This window comes from Spirochaeta dissipatitropha, assembly GCF_054657935.1.
Map to the genome: position 1 here is coordinate 171,033 of NZ_BAAHXT010000008.1, position 21,007 is coordinate 192,039.

Consider the following 21,007-nt stretch of genomic DNA (forward strand, 5'->3'; position numbering starts at 1 on the left):
AAGCGGCTGCGGTCACGTTGATACAGCCAGATCACGACATGAGTATCGAGAAAATCATTGAGGGTTCTGCTTATCGTCCTCTATCTCCTGCATTGCACGCATTGCATCGAACATGTTGGGTACCTGGGTGCCGAATGGAATTGGAGGCTTCTTTGCCTGGGAAGGTGTACGGTTGCGGTTGATTCTCATTTCATCCGGCTCCTGGATCCGCACTTCACGGTAGCGTTTTGCAGGTATATAGTTGCAGGGAATTCCGCGCAGACTGGCCAGTACTTCGTAGACTTCTTCAAGATCAGCGGCGATTTCACACACCGTGTAGCGATAGTAGCTGTCACCGCTTTCCAGTATTTCCTGCATGTCCCTGTTCTGCAGTTCGCTGCCGTCTGCCTCCAGGCGCAGCACATTTCGAAGTCCGCCGTACCAAGCCCTGCCCATTTTCAGCAAACGCGGTATGCGTGAGTTCTCAAGATAATACAGCTCCCAGATGCCAGGCAGTGAAGGCACCCGGGAGTTGATCGTATGTCTGGATACCGGCTCGAGAATCGACCAGTCAATGGTATAGTATGCCTTTTGCTGATGCACCTGTTTGGTGACATGAGGAGGTCTGGGAACGCTATTGCTGTGGAACATATGGTAATGTCCTTTAGTATCGCTGATGCACCGATAAACGGCGTACGGTGTTCTGGAGCTCACGGATCTGCTTTTTCTGGGCTGTAAGGATTTCTATAAACTCCTCTGCGTTGGCTTGAGGGCTTTGACCTCCCTGGCTTTGTGATTCCTGAAGCTGGGCCAGATCGGTTGCTGATTCAAGATGCATCAGCTCAAAGGAATCCTTGTACAGCTCTTTTTCCAGGGGAAGGGTAGGGAATTCCGGAGACTGCACAATCTTCTGGGCAATTCGGTCAACCTCGAAAGCCAGCAGGCTGTCAGGAAGAGCGGTGGTGATCGGGGCATGTGCGCGGTGTGATCCCGCTAGATGGTCATCATGAATCATAAAACCCAGAGCCGTCAGGTCTACGCTCAGATTCTTTTCGGTCAGGTCCCTGAGGCTTTCGGCAATATTCAGGTCATCACTGCTGCGCACCAGATTCAGTACCAGTGAGGGCTGCATCAGCCGGATATAGTGGCCGGCTTTTTTGGCTTGTTCCTTGTCGAACTTCTTCATGTCCTCTATAACCGAAGCCACGGACACCGGGTTGCCGGGGCGGCGTTCCTTTATGGATTTGCGTAGAAAGCGCTCTACTTCTGACTCCCCGGAAAAAGCGCGCATCAAAAAGCGGAATACTGTGTTTTTAAGAAAGCTGTAGGCGTTCAGTACCGCACCTACGTGCGGTGAAGTAACAATTATACCCGAATTCGAGATCAGGAAAAAATCGACCACATTGTTATTAGCCCCCGACCCGAGGTCCAGAAGAATGTAATCAGCTTCCAGTTTTTCGATGTTGCTGATCAGACTTTTTTTCTGCGCAAAACCGATATTCGGAGTGTTGGCCACCAGGACATCGCCGGGAATAAAACTCAGGTTTGTATAAGGAGTAGGGCAGATCAGATCTTCAAAATTCAGCCGTCGGTCGGACAGAAAGTTACCAACTCCAGAATGACGATTCTTGATCCCAAGAGCTGAGTGCAGATTTGAGCCGCCTAGATCCAGATCGATGATGATCGTATCATGACCCAGTTGAGCGAGGCGGACTCCCAGATTGGCGCACAGCTCGGTCTTGCCGACTCCGCCCTTACCGCCTGCAATTGGAATTATTTTGCTTCTTCTGCGTTGTGTTATTACCATATCCCCACCTATATGCTCAATACTACCCGAAATTTGAGGCGAATACCAGTATTCTTTAATAATAATGCTGACAGTGGACATTTGTTGAACTATAGTTAGAGATGTTGTGGGGAAAATGAACGAACAGACCATGAACAGAAATCGCGTCTATGTGATTGATCGTGAATGCTATGTCATCTACATGGGAAAAGCCGATCGCAAGTATCGGCCTTTTCTGCGCATCGGCAGCAGTGCCTTTATTCCCCGGGACATCCGCCGCCATATCGGATCAGTAATTCTTACAGACCGCATGACCGGCAACTACTTCCTTGAAGCTGATTGTCTGGAAAAGCCGGTGTCTCATCACATGCATTATGTTGGCCCGCAGGAGCTGGTCGATGCGGTTCGGCACTTTATCCGTAATGAACAGATCGCCGATCAACCCCTTGGACCTGCCAGTGATGTTGAGAAGGAGGAAGGCGGACGCGTCGTGTTCTATAATGACGGAAATCTGCGTGCCTATCTGGATGGACATCGCCTGTTTGATCTGTTCGAGAGCGAAAAACGGGACCGGCATTCACTGTATCAGCTGCAGCGGATTCACGACATTGTATCTGGAATCCGCGGTGCCTACCGCGAACAGGATCTGACTGGACATGGCTTTGTACTGCTGCCCAATGGGGCACCGATCCTCTACGCCGACGGACAGCTCCAGAGTGTGTATCTTGATGAGCAGACCGTGGAACAGGCTGCATATGCAATGCTGCCCTTGGGCCTGCTGCGTTGTTTCAGCGGGCAGGCCCAGCGGGATACCATTCTCAACTTCTGCAAGTGGCAGAAAACGCGCAGCGCTTCGCTGGATTTTGTACTTGCTCCAGATGCCGAAACAGCAGATCCAGACACCGCAGCAGGGGGGGCCTCTGCATTACTGCAGCTAATGGAGCAGGCAGGTGTGAGCTGTAGACAGGTTGAAGGTCTTCTGTCTGAAGATGAGAGTTCGCAATTAACCTGCCTGCCAAAGCAACCTGGATTGCAGCTTCATGACAGGCTATCGGCTGTACCCGAATGTCTGCTTGATCCTCCGGAAGGGATAGATTGGATTGGAGGATCAGGAGTGCACCCGCCTATGCTGCGAGGGGTACTTTATCGGCTTGACAGGGAAAGCGCCAAAGACGATCTAAATGCTGCCCAGACCTCACTGCAGAGGATGATGGGCAAGCAGGCAAGAGATTTACTTGAGGATTATGCTGAGCTTTCGGAGGGGGGGCGCCGCGATCTGCTGGGCAGCATCTGCGGGACATCTGATCAGCTCGTACAGCTGGCAGTTCGCCTGTGGGCATGGAACCAGCGCTTCCTGGGACAGGAGATTGCAGAAGCCGCGACACTTTCTGAAGAAATTGAATCAGGGCACCGTCTCCTGCCGATGCCGGTGACTGCCTTCATACATCGTCATGGAAGAGCAATCAGTCAGATATTCCTGCCTATAGACGGCATGTCACGCGGTGTACTGGACGCATGTGCCCATGGTCGGGAAAAAGTTGCTGCAGTTCTGGAAATTCCGGATAGACAGAGATATTTTCAATCAGAGAGGGCACGGCTGAGTGATACCCTGCATGAGCTCCTGGCTGCCAGGCATGTTGTTCATGTTGAAGCTCCGGTCAGTCCTGCGAAGACATCGCAGTCAACCGCAGCTGGTGCCGCGACGGGTTCAAGCGATTCTACAGCAGCTGGGGAGAGCATTGGGGTCGCAAACAGTACAACTGCCGCAGAAGAGAATACTGCAGTAGCTGGGGCAGAGCCAGAACGTGGACCTGAAGGACAGTCTGGTCACACACCTGGCCAAAGGCCCGGTAAGCCGGCGCGCAGTAAGGCGACGCACGCTAAAGTAACTGGCGAAGCTGCCAGCAAAGCAAATGTTGACGGTGGTCGGCAGAGGGCAGGGGCGGATCAGCATGCCGGGTTCAGATGGCATCGCGGTCTGAACAGATGGCTCGCGGCAGCTATTCTGCTTCTGCTGATAGGTGCAGTGTTTATTTTGCTGCGGTCACGTACCGGACCGGACCTGACTGAACGGATCGCGACTGGTCATGTAGAGCAGATAGAGCCTGCTGATACCGCAGATCCTGTTGAGTCAGCTGAGATGATTGAGCCGTCAGTTTCCGGGGATTCGGTAGGTCCCGATGAACCCGGTGTTTCCGGGACGGATGGAACGGATGGGACGGCTGCAGATGCAGCAGACCCGGGAGAACCGATGGCCCCGGGCGAACAGACGGCCCCGGGCGACCTGGCGGATACAGGTGAACCGACAGATCCTATTGAGCCTGCCGGGCCGGGTGTGGATCCAGCTGACAGTGAAGAGCGTTCGGCCATGCATGAACCGGATGCGGCCGAGAGCAAAGCAGAGAGCACGGCCGAGAGCAAAGCAGAGAGCCTTCCAGGGAGTGTGCGCGATATAGGTTCAGAGCCTGAGGGTCATCTCTGGTCAATACAGGAGGTGCTGAGAGTAACCAACTGGATTGCCTACAATAACGGCTATGCCCCGATCGGGGAGGCTACCCTGCAGCGCCGTGATCCTGACTGGATCTACCCGGATAACGAGTTCACCTTGCCGGACGGCAGCGTGTACCGGGTCCGTCAGGGAGAGAGCATGTGGTTAATCGCCAGTGGATTTCTGGCTGAGATGTATCGGACTTCTCGAATGGAACGGGAAGAATTCCGTGCATTTATAAAGAGTCTGGACTATACTCAAACAGTATGGCAATGGAATGAGCAATAATTGTCGTTGGTTCGGTTTGCTGTACCGGACGAGCGCTGTGAAATTATTGGGAAGGCGGTTCGCCTTCCACAGTAGCATTAGGATGAGCGATTTCTGAGGAGGAATAATTATGTCAGATTTGACACACAGTCCGAATATTTTTCACCCGACCAAACCGTCTGCCGTCGGTTCCCGTAACAGTTTGGCCCAGGAGGGACGGGATCAGAGGCGTGAATATGAAAATCTTGTTCACGAAGAAACAGAACGGATCATGGATACTCTCCAGTCCAAACTTCCACCCGAGGTTCTGGAAAAGCTGGATATAACCGGCGGCTTGAAGGAAAAGCTGTATAACTACTTTAACCAGAACTATCAGAATATGTTCAACCGGTATATCACCACTACTGAAGACGAGATGGTGAAAAAGATCCGGAACTTTATTGACAAGGAAGAGAACAAATCCCTTGCTCGATATACTCCGAAAGAAATTGCGTCGATGCTCGACGAGATTGCCGGATCAGATAAATTCAATACCGGGGAAATCGAGAAATCGATTGTTAACATGTATGGTCACCTGCAGGGACATATACAGCGTGGTATGAACGACCTGGAGAATGAAACCAACTCACTGCTGCGGCAGAAAACCGATGTTGGTGCATTTATCCGCGGTGAGAATGCATACTCGGTGGTTAAATGTGCTTTCAAGGACAGCGGCCACAAGCCAAAAACGGTTTCTGATGTCAAGCTTTCTGTAAATATTCTGGATTCCGAGCTTATCAGCCCAATTTTCCAGTATCAGGCAACCGTTGAGTTCCTGATCAAGGACCAGATCAGCCGGACAATCACCAACCTTATTGATCAGCAGATCGAGGCCTATCAGGATCAACTGATCGACGAAGGGCGCGAAGAACTGATGGACTCGGAAATCATTTTCGAGAAGATGAAACGGGTTCCTGATTTTACCGATGACGATGCAGATGATGAGACATCAAAACGCTACACCTTCCTGGCTAAGGATCTGATGGACAAGATCGAGGGGCTGCGGGCCGAGATCGATCCTAATCAGTTTGACCCTATCAACATCCGGGAAAATCTGAAGAAGATCATCGATATGGAAAATATCCGTAATCGCGGATTCAATACCGTCATCAATTCAATTACATCGATTCTGGATACCAGTAAGATGGGTTATCAGTATGTTGAAAACCTGAAGAACGCCCGTGAACTGATTGTTCGTGAATACGAGGACACCGATCCTTACCAGCTGCCTGATGAGCGCTATCAGATCCGACTGAAATATTACGATTCCGAGCAGCTTCAGCGGGAGCGGGATGCCTATGATCTTCAGCTTGAGTCGTTCCGCCTGGAAATCCAGAAGCTTTATGATGTAGTCGAGCAGACATATCTGAACGGCAGATCACGTTTCAGTGTGACTGATTATGAAGATCTGGCCCGTCGTCTGACCAAGAAAATCAAGAAGCGCCGTGAGGAGCACACCTTCATGGAATCAGGTGATCCTCTGGTGCAGGAAATGCGAAAAACCTGGAACGAGATTACCCGTCTGAAGATTGACGAAACCGAGACCGAACGTCTCAACCGTACATATCTCTATGAAAAGGATCTCTTCAAGAAGATGCTTACTCATATTACGAAGCGCATTGAGGTGCTCTATGATTACCGGAATCCAAGGGAACGGGTAATACTCGATCAGCGGGTTGCATTCTTGCGGAAACAGTTTGATGATTTCGACTACCTGATCAATCCCTATCACATTCAGTCCGGTCTCTTGCTGGATGTAGACATTACCAGCATCAAGCGCAAGAAGTACACCTTGAACAGCATGGCTAATGTGCTCAACGAGTTTCTGCATGGAATCTCAAAAGGCTTCCAGGATGCCGCTTTTGCAGCATTCAAGCGCCGACGTTCTACTGTCCGCGATGACATTACCATGAGCTTCGGTTCAGATTATGAAGACATGAATGAGGATTCCGTCCCCAATGTCTCGTCCCAGCCTCAAAAGGCCAGTACCGGATCAGCGGTCAAGGGACAGGCGGACGTATCTCCAGGAAAAGGAGATATCTCGGGCGATGACCTTCAGGAGCTTTAGGCAATGATTGGAAATCTGGATATTTTATCCCGCAGGGCCGGTTTTAACACCGCCCTGCGCCATTTTAAGGCTGTATCCGGTTTTCTGAAGCCGATCAGCAGCGGCGCTAATCTTGCCGATCTGCTGGCTGATGCTCTGGAAAACGGGACTCTTTCCGAAGAACAGGTTCCGATTGTAGTCAGCGCCTTGCTGGCAGACAAGTTCGAATATGCGGCAGTATCCCGAAATGCCGAATCCATGATTGAAAATGCAGATCAGATCATCGAAAAACTCTGCGGATGGACAGCTCTGCAGATAGTAGTTGTATACGAGCATCCTGAAGCCGGCTCATTTGCGATTAATCCCTGCCGCAAGGAATCATGGGAGCAGGCACTGCCGATTATGCGTGATGAGCTGGTTGTGGTATATGTAGGGTCTGCACGTGGAGAACTTTCCCGGGAGATCCTTCAGGCTGCAGCACAGGATGTGCATGAAGTACTGATTGGACGCGAGCCTGCCGGCAAACCCGAGTATATCGACTCCGGGAAGCAGCCTCCGGCTCAATCGAAGCCGAAGGCTACAGCAGCAGAAGCTGCTCCGAAGAAAAGCAAGGATTATCGAATCACCCCGCGTTATTCGGTGGTGGTAACCAACGAACTGTTCCATAACGGTAATGTCGAAGCCTGGAAACGGATTGTTTCAAGTTACCGTACAAGTTATCCGGACCTTGATGTGCTTATCTATTATGACAACGAACGCATCAAGGATATCAACTCGCTGTTCAAGTGGGGCAAGGTAAAGCATGGAACCCCGATCCTTATCAGCGTTGCCGGGGATCAGATCAAGGATGTCTCCAAATTGCAGCGTTACCTTTTCGAGGGAGCGAGTCCGCGGTTCGAGATGTTCCTGAAGGGCAGTATTGACCAGCCGCTGGAACTCTTCTGAGTGACAGGAGTTATACATGAGTAAGTTTATTTCGTTCGGGACCGGTCGATCCACACAGAAGATCGATCAGCCTATCGGCAGCCGCGGTGAGCGAGCTGTGTCGCTGGCTGAGCTGGATATGCCGATCTGTCCCGGCTTTGTTATACCAAATGAGGGGGTCAAGCTTTGTGCAGAAGATCCCCGCAAGGCAGCAGAGCTGCTGCGCCAGTCCGTTGGCGAGGTTGAGAAGGCTCTGCGCAAGCAGCTTGGCGGTGGTGAGGCTCCGCTGTTATTGAAGGTCGTAGAGAGCCCGATGCTGAATGTGCAGAGTTCGCTACCGTCGGTGCATCATATCGGTCTGACAGACAGCACAGTCGATTTTGTCGCCGAGATGACCGGTGAGAAATTTGCCTATGGGGAATATGCCTTTTTGCTGCGCAGTATTCTGCAGGCGGCTTTGAAAGGCGGGCCGGATGAAACCCGGACTGCTGAGTTGAACTCCTATCTGGATGCTCTGAAAAAAGCCAAAACCAAAGCCAGCATCATAAAAGCAATCGACAAGCATCGTGAGGTGTTGCCGATAGAACTATATACCGATCCCTATTTTCAGCTGCTCCATGTAGTGCAGCTGTTCAATGCTGCCTATGTGCAGAGTCCGACTACCGAGGATTCTGCAGTACAGGTTCAGGCCATGGTATATGGAAATCTGGACAAACGCAGTAGTGCAGGATATCTGTACACCCATCATATAGTAACCGGAGCCGATGAGCTGCAGGGGGAATTCTTTCCGATTTCTTTTGATGAAACTGCCAGCAACGGCAAACAGATAGAGGAGATCGAACCGAATCACCGCGAAGCCCTCATGAAGATTGCCCGTAAACTTGAAGATCATTTCCGGGAGATCCGTTGGGTCCGCTTTGTAATCGAAGCCGATACATTATGGTTGGTCGATCAGGCCTCGGTGCCAAACAAGTCAGCTCAGGCCGAAATCCGCACCCTGCTTGATCTGCAGAAACGCGAGGTTGTTAGCAAGGACTATGTAATTGAAAAAGTAAAACCCGGGCGATTGTCCGAGATACTGCATCCCACTCTGGATGCTACCTCGGTCAAGAGCCTGCCGACGGTTGCCGGCGGTGTTGCCGGTGCAGTCGGAGCGGCAATCGGCCGTGTGTATTTTACTGCCGAGAGCTTGATTACTGCTTACAGGCAGGCGCAGCAGGCTGGTGAGGATACCAATATGATTCTTGCCATGCCCTCAACCTTCGCCGGTGATGTTAAAGCCATAGAAGTAGCCAAAGGGGTGCTTTCCTCCGAGGGTGGCTATGCCTCGCATGCCCCGGTAGTAGCGCGTAGTCTGGGTAAGGTTGCGCTGGTACGTCCGGATGCGGTGTTCCGGAAGAAGACACTGATTATGGACGGACAGGAAGTACATGAGGGTGAGTATATCACCATGAATGTGCCTTATTACGAGGATCCGGTAATCTACATTGGTCAGGGAAGCCTCAGCAAGCCTTCGCTTGAGGATAACTGGCTGACGGAATTCATGGATATTATCCAGGAACGGATTGGAGATATCGATGTGCATGCCAATGCAGACCAGCCCCGCGATGCCAGCCTGGCGCTCCGCTTTAACGCCAGGGGAATAGGACTCTGCCGAACAGAGCACATGTTCTTTGACGATGCCAGAATCAATAGATTCAGATACATGATTCTCGCCGAGAATACCGAGATGCGGATCCGCTTTCTGGACGATCTGCACAAGGATCAGACCGACGATTTTTATGAGCTGCTGAAGATCATGGATGGACTCCCGGTTACTATACGTCTGCTGGATGCGCCGTTGCACGAGTTCCTGCCGAGTGATGATGCCGGCATGAAGGAATTTCTCGCACAGGCCAAAAAGGACGGAGTCGGGCTGACCAAGGCTGCAATAGTGGAGCGCAGTCAGCTCATGCGGGAATTCAATCCCATGCTTGGACACCGTGGTATCCGGGTGGCTATCTCTTACCCCGAGATCTACCGCATGCAGACCCGGGCAATTTTTGAGGCTGGATACCGACTGAAGCTGGAGGGAAAGAATCCCAGACCGGAGATTATGATTCCACTGGTCATGAATCCGAATGAACTAAAGGTAGTAAGGAACGGGAAGAAAATCGAGGGTAAGCATATTCTTGGTATTCGGGACATTGAAGAGCAGGTGCGGGCAAAGTTTGCCTGTGATCCCCTTGAGTACTCGGTGGGTACCATGATCGAGCTGCCGGCAGCGGCGCTCAATGCATCGTCCATTGCCCGATATGCAGATTTCTTTTCTTTCGGAACCAATGACCTGACACAGACCACCTACGGAATCTCGCGTGATGATTTCAACACCTTCTTCTCGGATTATACCGAACTTGACCTGTTGCCGAATAATCCATTCAAGGTCCTGCAGCCGCAGGTGAAGGAGCTGGTTAAAACCGCAGCCTTGAGGGGCCGCATGGTGCGTCCGGATCTCACTCTGGGTCTCTGTGGGGAGCATGGCGCCGAGCCGCAGAATATAGATTTTATTCGTGAAGCAGGACTGAACTATGTCTCGGTCTCACCATACGGAATTCCGATTGCCAAGCTGGCAATTGCCCAGATGAACCTGAAGGGTGGTGCATAGCGGACTCAGAAAATCCGGCAGGGCAGCGGTGATGATGATCCTGGTATTATGATTGCTGCTGTCCCTGTTCCAGATGTTCACAGAGGGCTGAAAGTGCCCGCAGCAGATACAGCTTGATCATGGTTATTGGCACATGGCTGCTCCTGGAAAAGCCCGCCAGAACCAGCATAAAGCTTTTTTCAGCCTGATGCCGGGCACCAGGGCAGATCAGCCCCCCCTCGGTCTTCAGTTCCAGAACCCCGTGGCGTATCGCGGTATCCAGAGCGTTCGAGCCCTGGCGATACAGTCGCTGAGCCTTGCGTTCATCCTCGGCCAGCACCTCGTGGTTCAGAGGTTTAATCAGCATGTTTTCGTAGAAGGCCGCAGCAAAGCCATGGATAGCCCGGGCCTGTCTGTGCTGCAGCGCACTACCTGGCCATTCCAGGGTTTCATTAAGGTCATCTATTGCCGCAGCAAGACTGCGGATCGTTGACCGGTAGCGGTAGCGCAGCGTGCCCTCCTGCCGCAGATAAATGTTGTCCATGCCCAGGGTATAGTAGCTGTGCAGAACGTCCAGCACTGTATCGTAGAGCTTGGCAATTCTGGTCTGCATAGCCAGACTGTAGCCCGAGTCAGGTTCCTGAACAGGTTTATGTTGTGTCCGGGCCCGACTAGTAGTACTCTGTAGGTAGGCAGTAACGGCGTCGTAGGCCTCCGTCAGGCGAACCGTCATTTTATGTGACCATTCACTGCGGTCTATGTTCCGGTCCGGGTGATATTCCTTCAGCAAGCGGCGGTAGGAAGCCCCCGCATCCTCAATGGATGCCCCTTCCGGGAGCTGAAGAAACTGGAAAGCTGTCACGACGTTCATTACACTTATAATATGACAGCATGAGCAGGAATACAATTCCGTCATGCGGAAAAGTACATAAAACTGGAGGATGGAAATGGACAAAATGCTGGATACCTTTACTGCATACAAGAATGGCAAACTTCCGAATCAAAATGGATACATCCTGAGTGTGTTCTATCACGATTCAGCCGCCTATACCCGCTATGAACTGGTCTCCTTTGGAAATGTAAAGGATATATTTGCCAGCGAAGACGGACTGGTATTCCAGGCCGAAGGACGTAAACTCTACGTGCTCGTAGAACCCGCCGGCTGGCCAACCAGTCATATTGAACCTGCGTACCGGACCGATGCCGAGCGCGTACCCTACCGCTTCAAGGAAATGATAGACTTCACCACCGGCCGCCGTGATCACGTGTATATCGGGGCTGAACCCGTAGTCAGCTATACCTCTTTCACCGTGGTCAAACCCACCGGACAGAACGTCTCGTATATATTTTATCCAAGTGATGATGTGAAGAAGGTCATTCTGGAATTCTTCCGCCTTTCTCTCTGGAAACAGACCCGGGTTCCCCAGAGCGATGCCCGCCGGGTACTCGAACCAATCGGCAAGGTATTCGACAAGATGATAGTGGATGAGGGCGGATTTCATTAGGCTTGCTTGTTGATAGAGCCTAAATATCAATGTTGATAGATTGGAATCCCGAATAGTTTCAATTTTCATGGATTTCATTCCTGATAAGTTGTACTATTAGGTCTGAGGGATGAGTCATGATAGAACGAAGTAAAGCCGATGATCTGCGTGCTTCCATAGGAAAAAACAAGGCTATTATTCTTTTGGGAGCCCGGCAGACCGGAAAAACCTCCCTGCTGAATATGCTCTTTCCCCCTTCACGGGATGACGTACTGTACATGAGTGGTGATGATGCTGATGTCAGGAAACTGTTCGAGACGCTTACCGCAGAACGGCTGAAGATGTACCTCGGAAAAAAACGCATGCTGGTTCTGGATGAGGCGCAGCGTATTACAGACATAGGACTGCGGCTGAAGCTGATTACCGACCAGATCCCCGAAGTACAGGTAATTGCAACCGGTTCCTCCTCCTTCGATCTGGCCAACAACGTCAACGAACCACTTACCGGCCGCAAGCGTGAGTATCACCTGTATCCCCTTTCCTTTGCAGAGATGGTGCACCATCATGGACTGCTGACAGAAAAGCGACTTATCCCCCATAGACTCATATTCGGCTCATATCCGGAAGTGGTCAGTACCCCCGGTGAAGAGAAGGTCACTCTGAGAGAAATCTCCCAAAGCTATCTCTACAAGGATGTATTGTCATGGGAGCAGATTCAAAAGCCGGAAAAACTGGAACGTCTGCTGAGGGCGCTTGCTCTGCAGATAGGCTCGCAGGTTTCATATTCCGAGCTTGCACGCTTGTGCGGACTTGATGCCAAAACGGTCGAAAAATACCTCTGTATTCTTGAACAGACATATATCGTGTTCCGGCTATCATCCTTCAGCCGAAATGCCCGCAATGAACTGAAGAACAGCCGGAAATTCTACTTCTATGACAATGGAATCAGGAATGCGGTGCTTGCCAATTTCAGCCAGATAGAAAGTCGTCAGGACGCCGGCAATCTGTGGGAGAACTGGCTGGTATCTGAACGCAAAAAATTCACCGATGCTCAGGGTTTGTGGCTCAACTCCTACTTCTGGAGAACCAAGGAACAAAAAGAGATTGATCTCGTCGAGGAATCCGACGGGGTGCTCACTGCCTGGGAGTTCAAGTATTCAGCGCAGAAGCGGGTGAAGTGCCCGGCAGCATTCGCTTCCGCCTATCCGGATGCCAAATTCAGGGTTATTCATCCGGATAATGTAGAGGAATTTCTGCTGCTTAATAGCCACCCGTCAGAACGAAACTCTGTATATTCTGTGTGAGTATCTACACCAACATGGCAGATCTGCCATGTTGGTGTGGGCGCTTCCAGATCGGTTATAGATTTTTGTCATGTGACTACTTCCTATTGTGCTTCACAAGCGCAATGCTCTCTACTTCCACGCCGACCTCCTGCCGCAAATCACCCAATCACGAACCAGAAAAATACAGAGGTTTATCGATGGATCCTGAAGTATTGCAGGCCAAGCTTGAGACGCTTTCACGTTGTGTTGGCAGAATAGAGGAAAAAACCCCTTCCGCTCCCTTGGGCTGAGATATCGCTATGCGAATCTCTATGCCCCCCCGCAGTATTCGTCTCCAGTGATTCGGTAGACACTGTTGAATCAGCAATCAGACGTGCTTGCACTTGCAATCAGACGCATGTAGTGGCATGAGTGAACCGCGGTTTAGGATCAGAACTCCAGCAAAAATCTCCAGATCGGCACAACTCGAATAATACGTCCCTCTGTCTCGATAGTCTCGCTTTGATTGCGGGTTACAATGCAGCCTTCCGGAAGTTGCTGTTCCAGCATCGCCTCCCGCAGCGAGGATATCTCTCGATTGCGGGTTTTTTCTTCCTGCATGGTTTCACAGACCTGAATAAGCCGCTTATCGGTTCTGCCAATCAGAACAATAAAGTCGACTTCCCTGCCTGTTGTGGTACGGTAGTAGAATATATCTGCTGTTTTACGACGCAGTGCCGAAAATACGAGATTCTCGAGCAGATGCCCTGAGTTCACAAGAATACCGGATGATATGGATGTCACCATGGCATGATCAATGCAGTAGATCTTCTTCGGGTTGACCTTACTCCTTGCAAATGATGCGTCATATAGACGTACGGAGAAAAGAAAGTAGCTGTCTTCCAGCCACTCAATGTACTGCCCGACAGCTGACTTCTGGAGCTTGTGATCCAGTGACTTCAAAAAACCGTATACACGGTTAATCGAATACAGCGATGCGGTATTATCTATTAGATGGAGGGCGAGATCGCGCAGGGCCTTGGGGTGGGCTATGTCATGTCGTTCAACAAGATCCCTGTACAGAATACTCTGAAAATACTCCTGATGAATTTTCACTCTGAGTGTATCGGAAACACCAATCAACTCCGGAAAACCGCCGTTTCTCCAGTAGTCTTCAACACAGTTCTGAATGCGAAGCCGTGCCTGGCTTGTAAGATGCTCCGGTACAGCTACACCTTTGGCATCAAGAAACTCCCGGAATGAAAAGGGAAACATCTCCCAGGATATGGAGCGACCACGCATCTGTGTTGCAATGTCGCGTGAGAGCATCTCTGCTGCATAAAGGTTGATTTTCCGCTCCTGCGTACACCAATACACAGAGTTGAACGATTTCCAGCCAGTTAGCTGGCAATCTGGAACGAAAACAGTCCGATTTTATCTTTTATGAGCAGAATAGCCGAATGCAGCACCCGTACTGAGTTATTGGTCCAAGGCCTGCGTTACGAGCTACTGAGGAGCTGAATCTTGCAGGATGTCACCATGGCATGATCAATGTAATACATCCCCTCACAAGGGAGGGGGGCAGCCCCCCTGCCTCCAGCCCGGCCCATCAGAGAATCGCTGCGCAACCGTGGCACGCTCCCATCGCACCACGCACATCAGCCCGGATCCGGCTGATCGGGCTCTGTCCCCGCCGCCCGGCCGGACCCGCCGGTCTTCCGTCACCCCCCTGTAACGATATAACCTTTATATCCAGGTGTACTATCTGCATGCACCCGCTGAAATTGATTAGCAAGATGTAAAACACCCTCCATGCCTCAATTGGACAAGCAAATCAATCGCTGTATAATATTGATATGGAGGGCTTGCGTGGGTATACCAAAGCACAAAGCCGGACTGTTTACCTACGCCGATTATCTGACCTGGCCGGATGATGAGCGCTGGGAACTGATTGGCGGGGTGGCGTACAGCATGAGCCCGGCCTCGAACCGCCTGCACCAGCAGATACTTGGTCGGCTTTACCGTCGTCTGGCCGAGATCACCGATCGCGGCAGCTGCGAAACCTATCTGGCGCCCTTCGACATTCGCCTGAGTGAAACCCCTGAATCACCTGAAGCTCCGGGAGCGTCGGAAGTGCCGGGAGCGCCGGAAACCATAACCACCGTTGTGCAGCCGGATATATCGGTGTTCTGCCGGCCGGAGGTTCTGGATGATCATGGAGCCAATGGTGCCCCCGACATTGCTGTCGAGATTCTTTCGCCCGCGACCAGCCACAAGGACCAGACCGAAAAGCTTGCACTCTACGAACGCCACGGGGTACGTGAGTACTGGCTGGTAAACGGCGAGTCGCGCTTTGTTATGGTCTACCGCCTGGGTGACCATGGCCGCTACGGCAAGCCCGACTACTATAACGACGACGACCATGTCCTGAGCAGGGTTTTAGACGGGGCGCAGATTCCGCTGTCCGGGTTTTGCTGACATCATTCTTTTACGCTTCAATCACGCTTACTACAACCCGGCGTTCGCTACGGGGCCCGTCAAATTCGCAGAAGAATATATTCTGCCAGCGTGAAAGTCCCAGCATACCACCGATCAATGGAATCGACTCACTCGGGCCGATGAGTCCAGCCTTGAGATGGCTGTCACCGTTCTGTTCATGCATATCCCGGGCATCATGCTCCCACACCCCCCGCGGAATCAGATTTTGCAGGAACCGGATTACATCGCTTTGAACACTGTCATCCCAGTTCTCCTGAATCATAATCGCTGCTGTCGCCCCCTGGGCATAGACCGAGCATAAACCGCTGTCAATCCCGGAATCTGCAACCGCCCCCTGCACCAGATCGGTAATATCGTACAGCCCCTCACGGGCATCGGTCGGAAAGGTAATAGTGATCTGCATGTGTATATTGTAGCGTAAGAGCGGGGAGTTCGGAAGAGTGGGGTGGGCTGTCTCATGGTGTCTTCCGGAAGGGAAATTCACTCGAATTCGACCGTAGATCTGCCGAGAATGGAAGCAAAGCGTGGTATGGTGTATATTAATGATATATGCAGTCCCGCTGCCCCAAGGAGCCCGTGTGATATCATCTCCATGCAAAACAGAACGTGAAATAGAACACCAAGCAGATTCACAGCTGGTACGATCACTGCAAAACCGTGCCGGACAGAAGCAGCGGCAATCTCATGCCCTGCCTGCTGCCCTACGGCATATAGCCGGATGGTGTGTACTTGCTGTTTTGTTTGTCATGCTGCCGGCGGGGGTGTGGGGGCAGAGTCGCATGCCGGCGAATCCGGATGATTATCTATTCGCGGCTTATAGAGCAGCAAATGACTATTATGGTGACTATGACAAGGTAACAGTCATTTTTTTTGAAGTAGATTCTGACTATTCTGATCCTCTGTATTTTGGGATTTATGACCCAGGTATGGATGAGGATGATAACCCAGTAATACCGACTCCTGTTTTTGGTGATATGTGGTACCGCGTATTTGGGGGTTCGGGTGCATATACCGACCCAAGCAGTCGGCAGTTGAGTTACATTGATGATGTAAGTGCTGCATCCAGCGGTGGAACTATGCTGTATGAACTTGCTATACCGCGTGAGCAAACCGGAGATTATAACAATGCCTGGTTTTATAGCCCAGCAATATCACCAGGTCAAGGAGAACTTGTCGGCAACAAACGAATTTTCAAGTTTGTGGTTGTAGCAGCCAAAGATCCTGATGAAGTAGATGAGTTCACTCGACTTGATGATGATTTTTACAACACATATCAGGTTGCGGTTTCCTCATCCAATATTGGATCACCAAGTGAAATCCCGGATGTTCGGGCTTTCGCTTATTCATTACCGGTATCCCTGGAGGGGACAGTTTCCAATGGAACAGACTGGAGCATATATCCGTTTATTCCTGAGGGAACACCAATCAATAATTATGTGCGTCCACATAGTTTTGATGGTGATTACCGCGCAGGAAATACGAATGCTACCACCAGTGGATTTGCCTGGACACTGGAGAGGTGGGACGGCACCGATTATTCATTAGCTGGGCCGGTAAACGTAAGTGGGGACGGTGTAAATACACCTGGTCCCGGTGCTACTGTTGGAGGAGGGCAGCACCCGGACGCTCAAAATGGCTATCAGATAACAACCACTGACTTTACTAATTACACCTGGCGTTTTCGCATGCGTGGAGGTGGTGAAAGTGGAGCGACAGAGCCCAATGGAGCTGACATCTGGGCATCAATCGATGCAGGCATAGCTGATCTTGCTATTGGTGATACTATTAATGTAGGTGGAGGAACTCCCATACGGCTGTATGCCGCAGAGTATGCTCCCTCACAAGCCGATAGTGCCATAATTATACCTTCCGAAGATTCCATTCTCGCTGAAGAGACCCTGAATCTGACGCTGCAAATTGTTGATGCTGAGGGTAATTCAGTTCCATATGCCAGGAATGTACGCATTGAGGCAAGCGGCGGGGACACTCCAGTAATAAATGCTGCGAGCGCAACAGAAATCATCACTACAGACAATAATGGTCTGGCTTCCTTTACACTGACTTCCGGTGAAGGATCTGTGACTCTAAATGTGTATACCGATGGAAATGGTGGCGCTGATAATTTTGGATCCGGAACGGGAACCGGGGGAGTTTATGAGTTTGTTGTTGATCCTGAGCCTACCTTAAGCAGTGCTTTAAACATAACAGGTACAGCAGGCAGTGTTATTGACTTACCCGATATCGTTATCTCAGCCAATAATGGAACCCAAATAACTGCTACTAACGATTTGAGAATAAGAATTCCGGCAACAGTTGATGCAATTTTCGATAGCAGTGTGGATGAGCCTATATTAACAATGAGTAATGGAGCCGGGACCGTGAATGCTGTAGTGAATTATGCAGCTGACGGTGGTGTAGATGATAAAGTCGTGATTATTGATGTTACTGCGGACTTCGCTGCGACAGCACAGCTTACCATATCGGGTTTACAGCTTATTGCTGCTGGGCAGTCATCTGGCAGTCTGGATCTTTCATTCAATGGAAGTTCGGCAGATACCGACTTTTCTGTTGTTGACGATAAAATCATCACTATTCAACCTCAGGTGTATGTCTGGGCTGGTGGAGGAACCGAAGCCTGGGCTCTGGATTCTAACTGGGAAGGTGGGGCAGCCCCTGTTGCAGGGGCGAATGTCAGAATTCCTAACGCTGCTGCACCATACCCTATTGCTACAGCGGGGACCCTCGAAACAGGAGATCTGGAAATTCAATCGTCTGCCAGTCTGCGATTGAATGGAGCAGCAGGGCTCACAGTCAACGGAACGTTCGTAAACTCCGGAATACTTATTCTTCGTGGAGATGAGACCCTTAATCTTACATTGCCTGTCAGTTCGGGAACTGTGGAATTTAATAGTGCTGCTGGTACGTATACTTCCTGGGCTGGACTAACAGAGTTCTATAATTTGAGGGTAGCTGGAGGAACGTATAGTCCCACAGAAAATATAATCGTCAATGGTTCCTTTCTGCAATCCGAGGGAACAATTAACGCTGGTGCTACAACCTGGGATATCAGGCGGAACTGGTCAAGAAGTGACGGGACATTTAATGCTGACACTTCAATTGTGCAGTTCATTGGCACCCAGTCCTCGACGCTGGCAAATAATACTACCTTCGGTACGTTTCGCGTAAATACTCCAGGGAAACTAATGTATTTTACTGCAGGCACTGAACAGACAATGGCTGCCCTGGAAATTACTGGATCTGCATCTTCATTGGTCAGGCTAAGGAGTACGGGTGCCGCGGCCTATACCCTTACTCCAACAACTGACACTGTGAATTATGCCGATATTCAATGGTCAACAGTTACAGGTGGTGCCACTGCAAATTTTTCAGTGGACGGTGGGAATAATGGGATTGCTCCAGATAACTGGACATTCGCGTCAAGCTTGAGGACATGGAATGGTGCCGGTACCGACTGGGAAACTGCTGCTAACTGGACACCGAATGGCGTTCCGGCTGAAGGTGATTATGTAATCATTCCGGTGCGTACGAATAATCCTGTGTTGACTGCTGATACAGCCGACTTACAGGCTTTAACAATTGAATCTGGAGCAGTTCTTGATGCTGCAGGATTGGCACTTACAGTTACCGGAACAATTACAAATAATGGTACCATTACTGGTGTATCTTCATGGCCCAATGAATCCATAAACGGTACCATAAATAGTAATAATGTTAATCTTGCCTTTTCATCTCCTTTGGTATTAACAGGTAATACGACTATCGATACCGGCACAGGGACTGTTTCCTTCAATGCAGCTGCTACCGTAAATGGTGCACATTCACTGACGGTTAATTCAACTGGAGCAAAATCGTTTGCTTCGATTATTGGAGAAGAGGCGGAAAAACCTACTTCGTTTACTGTTTCCGGTTCGGGAATTGCCACCTTTTCTGCTGCATCTTATACATTTTCTGGTAACACCACTGTAATATCCAGTCCAGCAGTTTACTCGGCCAGCACCACCATTTCCGATCCGGATTCTATAACATTCGAAGATACAGTTACTATTGAGAACGGAGTAGTACTCACGTTGGAGACTCCTATCGTTGATTTCCAGGGTACGGTAAGCGGGCAGGGAAGTTTGGCTTTGAGGCCCTACTCTACTCCCGGTGCTCTGGAACTAAACGGAGCGGCAAATATTGGACAGACAGGCGGGCTAACCCTCGGTAATGCAGCTGATCATACGATTTCGGTTGTTGGGTCGGGGCTTAGTTATACTGCTGCAACTACAACTGTTGCTGGAACTGTACAGACATCGGATCAGCAGATGGAACTGGGTGCGGTGACTCTTGCCGTGAACTCCTCTCTTCAGACAGGTGGTGGCCCTCTTTCTCTTGGTGCTGTGGACGGCGGATTTAACTTTTCCATAGATACAACCGGCGGAATCGGAACAGGGGCAATTACTTTCAATGGTGCAATTGGCTCAGGAACACCTGTTACCGATCTTTCCATTACGAGCAAGTCGGGCGTAGCGCTACCTGTGATCACAACACAAACCATTGGAAATATTCTCGTCTCTGCGGCTGGTGGAGACATTACTGATGCAGGTACTCTTACCATTGTAGGGACATCCAGCTTTTCTACTACAGCTGGTAATCACTCAATCATTCTTGACTCTGCATCGAGCTTTGGCGGTGCTGTCAGCCTGAATCCCAATGGGATAGGCAGTGCAACCTTAACAAATGTGAATGGTGCATTGGTTCTTGGGGAATCTACTGTGGGTGGAAACCTTGAAGTATCCAGTTCTGGCGGAATGACCCAGACAGGTATTTTGAGTATTACCGGAACAAGCACCATCACCTCCACAGCACTAACACAGGATATTAACCTTGCTACCCAGGCGAATGTGTTTGGTGGTGACATTACGGTAACGGGTAATGGGAATGTGCAGGATCTCTCGCTGCGCAACGACAGTGGCGCAGCTGGTATGCCAACAGTTCCAACGGGCATGCGAAATGTGGTGTTGATTTGGAATAACAGCGGTTTATCAGTGCCAGCTTTGACTTTGACCGGGAGTCTGGAGGTTGATGCTGGGGGAGCAGTATTTATTACTGGTGGTATAGTAGCCCCTGACGGGTTTAGTAGCAGTGGAACAAGTTTTGACAATACCGGTGGAACGATTACGACCACGGACAATGACATAGCGATAAGCCACAGTGGAGCGGTGACCATAGGAGCTGCGTTAAGTAGTGGTAGTGGAGTCGTCGACATAGATTCGAGTGGATCGACGGTGGCGTTGAATGCCCCGATTGATGTGAGCACCGGAACGGTAACGATAGATTCAGATGGCCTGACGACTGTGGCGGCAGCCGGAGACATTACAGCTACTGGGGCAGCGAGTGTGAGCTTTGGAGCTACCTTGACCGGAACGGTAGAGACCGCCGGAGATGTAGTGACAGCTGGAGGAGCGGTGAGGTACTACCGGGCGGTAGAGCTTACTGGAAATGTTTTAGTAGATACGACAAGTGGCGGAGGGGTTGCTACTGGAGCGAACATCCAGTTTGACGGAGCGATTACCCGGGATGGAACAGCACGGAATTTAAGTCTC

13 protein-coding genes are annotated in these 21,007 nt (G+C 50.6%); 8 read left to right on the forward strand and 5 right to left on the reverse strand.

Annotated features, from left to right (window positions below):
* Positions 1–54: 54 nt before the first annotated feature.
* Together ACYQ2L_RS11410 and ACYQ2L_RS11415 are read right to left on the reverse strand one after the other, a co-directional pair.
* Positions 55–630 carry a hypothetical protein gene (locus tag ACYQ2L_RS11410; protein WP_460055636.1) on the reverse strand — a complete coding sequence of 192 codons (576 nt, stop codon included), beginning with the start codon at positions 628–630 and terminating at the stop codon, positions 55–57.
* Positions 631–643: 13 nt separating this feature from the next.
* Positions 644–1,786, reverse strand: a complete 1,143-nt coding sequence (locus ACYQ2L_RS11415) for a nucleotide-binding protein (protein ID WP_460055638.1) — start codon at positions 1,784–1,786, stop codon at positions 644–646.
* Between the two features lie 106 nt (positions 1,787–1,892).
* Here ACYQ2L_RS11415 and ACYQ2L_RS11420 point away from each other — a divergent pair, with 106 nt between their 5' ends.
* From ACYQ2L_RS11420 to ACYQ2L_RS11435, 4 genes are all read left to right on the forward strand, one after another.
* The gene (locus ACYQ2L_RS11420) at positions 1,893–4,541 is read left to right on the forward strand and encodes a hypothetical protein (RefSeq protein WP_460055641.1); all 2,649 of its coding nucleotides are present in this window, start codon (positions 1,893–1,895) and stop codon (positions 4,539–4,541) included.
* 109 nt (positions 4,542–4,650) lie between these two features.
* Positions 4,651–6,627 carry a cytoplasmic filament protein CfpA gene (cfpA, locus tag ACYQ2L_RS11425; protein WP_460055643.1) on the forward strand — a complete coding sequence of 659 codons (1,977 nt, stop codon included), beginning with the start codon at positions 4,651–4,653 and terminating at the stop codon, positions 6,625–6,627.
* A 3-nt stretch (positions 6,628–6,630) separates the two neighbouring features.
* A complete protein-coding gene (locus tag ACYQ2L_RS11430) occupies positions 6,631–7,551 on the forward strand; it encodes a hypothetical protein (protein ID WP_460055645.1) in 921 nt (306 codons plus the stop codon).
* 16 nt (positions 7,552–7,567) lie between these two features.
* Positions 7,568–10,174 carry a putative PEP-binding protein gene (locus tag ACYQ2L_RS11435; RefSeq protein WP_460055648.1) on the forward strand — a complete coding sequence of 869 codons (2,607 nt, stop codon included), beginning with the start codon at positions 7,568–7,570 and terminating at the stop codon, positions 10,172–10,174.
* A gap of 46 nt (positions 10,175–10,220) precedes the next feature.
* Here the strand turns inward: ACYQ2L_RS11435 and ACYQ2L_RS11440 are convergent, their stop codons facing one another.
* Complete coding sequence (locus ACYQ2L_RS11440) at positions 10,221–11,024, reverse strand: J domain-containing protein (RefSeq protein ID WP_460055650.1); 804 nt, start codon at positions 11,022–11,024, stop codon at positions 10,221–10,223.
* Positions 11,025–11,100: 76 nt separating this feature from the next.
* On the opposite strand from ACYQ2L_RS11440, the gene ACYQ2L_RS11445 reads away from it, so the two are divergent.
* Both ACYQ2L_RS11445 and ACYQ2L_RS11450 read left to right on the forward strand, forming a co-directional pair.
* Positions 11,101–11,658 carry a transposase gene (locus ACYQ2L_RS11445; RefSeq protein ID WP_460055652.1) on the forward strand — a complete coding sequence of 186 codons (558 nt, stop codon included), beginning with the start codon at positions 11,101–11,103 and terminating at the stop codon, positions 11,656–11,658.
* A gap of 116 nt (positions 11,659–11,774) precedes the next feature.
* Positions 11,775–12,941 (forward strand): ATP-binding protein, encoded by a 1,167-nt coding sequence (locus tag ACYQ2L_RS11450; RefSeq protein ID WP_460055655.1) that lies wholly within the window; start codon positions 11,775–11,777, stop codon positions 12,939–12,941.
* Positions 12,942–13,352: 411 nt separating this feature from the next.
* On the opposite strand, the gene ACYQ2L_RS11455 is transcribed toward ACYQ2L_RS11450, so the two are convergent.
* The gene (locus ACYQ2L_RS11455; protein ID WP_460055658.1) at positions 13,353–14,279 is read right to left on the reverse strand and encodes an ATP-binding protein; all 927 of its coding nucleotides are present in this window, start codon (positions 14,277–14,279) and stop codon (positions 13,353–13,355) included.
* A gap of 492 nt (positions 14,280–14,771) precedes the next feature.
* Here ACYQ2L_RS11455 and ACYQ2L_RS11460 point away from each other — a divergent pair, with 492 nt between their 5' ends.
* Complete coding sequence (locus ACYQ2L_RS11460) at positions 14,772–15,380, forward strand: Uma2 family endonuclease (RefSeq protein ID WP_460055661.1); 609 nt, start codon at positions 14,772–14,774, stop codon at positions 15,378–15,380.
* A gap of 10 nt (positions 15,381–15,390) precedes the next feature.
* Here ACYQ2L_RS11460 and ACYQ2L_RS11465 read toward each other — a convergent pair whose 3' ends face one another.
* Positions 15,391–15,804 carry a secondary thiamine-phosphate synthase enzyme YjbQ gene (locus ACYQ2L_RS11465; protein ID WP_460055664.1) on the reverse strand — a complete coding sequence of 138 codons (414 nt, stop codon included), beginning with the start codon at positions 15,802–15,804 and terminating at the stop codon, positions 15,391–15,393.
* A gap of 175 nt (positions 15,805–15,979) precedes the next feature.
* Here ACYQ2L_RS11465 and ACYQ2L_RS11470 point away from each other — a divergent pair.
* A partial coding sequence (locus tag ACYQ2L_RS11470; protein WP_460055666.1) for a beta strand repeat-containing protein occupies positions 15,980–21,007 on the forward strand: 5,028 nt, incomplete at its 3' end.

Coding starts and splice junctions, on each gene's coding strand:
- ACYQ2L_RS11410 (WP_460055636.1), bottom strand. CDS start 630: ATGTTCCACAGCAATAGCGTTCCCAGACCTCCTCATGTCACCAAACAG.
- ACYQ2L_RS11415 (WP_460055638.1), bottom strand. CDS start 1,786: ATGGTAATAACACAACGCAGAAGAAGCAAAATAATTCCAATTGCAGGC.
- cfpA (WP_460055643.1), top strand. CDS start 4,651: ATGTCAGATTTGACACACAGTCCGAATATTTTTCACCCGACCAAACCG.
- ACYQ2L_RS11430 (WP_460055645.1), top strand. CDS start 6,631: ATGATTGGAAATCTGGATATTTTATCCCGCAGGGCCGGTTTTAACACC.
- ACYQ2L_RS11435 (WP_460055648.1), top strand. CDS start 7,568: ATGAGTAAGTTTATTTCGTTCGGGACCGGTCGATCCACACAGAAGATC.
- ACYQ2L_RS11440 (WP_460055650.1), bottom strand. CDS start 11,024: ATGAACGTCGTGACAGCTTTCCAGTTTCTTCAGCTCCCGGAAGGGGCA.
- ACYQ2L_RS11445 (WP_460055652.1), top strand. CDS start 11,101: ATGGACAAAATGCTGGATACCTTTACTGCATACAAGAATGGCAAACTT.
- ACYQ2L_RS11450 (WP_460055655.1), top strand. CDS start 11,775: ATGATAGAACGAAGTAAAGCCGATGATCTGCGTGCTTCCATAGGAAAA.
- ACYQ2L_RS11465 (WP_460055664.1), bottom strand. CDS start 15,804: ATGCAGATCACTATTACCTTTCCGACCGATGCCCGTGAGGGGCTGTAC.